At 67.0% G+C, this 485-nt stretch carries 1 protein-coding gene; it reads left to right on the top strand.

Features of this window, described 5'->3' with window-relative positions; translation table 11 throughout:
- A partial coding sequence (locus ACUXV1_RS23230) for a type VI secretion system Vgr family protein (RefSeq protein WP_446016775.1) occupies positions 1-485 on the top strand: 485 nt, incomplete at both ends.

Genomic DNA, 485 nt, shown 5'->3' with positions numbered 1-485 from the left:
CGCCGCGGCGTGCCGCTGACCCCGGCCTACGCCCACACCGAACTGGCCAAGCCCAAATCCCGCGGCGTGCAGACCGCCACCGTGGTGGGGCCGGAAGGAGAGGAAGTCCACACCGACCAGCACGGCCGCATCAAGGTGCAATTCCACTGGCAACGGCCGGACGAACACCCGAGCATCGGCGCCAACCTGGACGACACATCCTCCTGCTGGCTGCGCGTGGTCATGCCCAGCGCCGGCGCCGGCTGGGGCCACCAATTCATTCCGCGCATCGGCCAGGAAGTGCTGGTCGACTTCATCGAAGGCGACATCGACCGCCCGGTGATCACCGGCGTGCTCTACAACGGCAGCCACGCCACCCCGGACTTCAGCGGCGCCGGCGCGCTACCCGCCAACAAGACGCTGTCCGGCATCAAATCCAAGGAACACCAGGGCGGCCAGTACAACGAACTGCTGTTCGACGACACCCCCGGTGAAGTCAGAACCAA

The sequence above is a fragment of the Chromobacterium sp. W521 genome, assembly GCF_052805975.1.
This window is presented reverse-complemented; position numbering and strand designations above follow the sequence as displayed.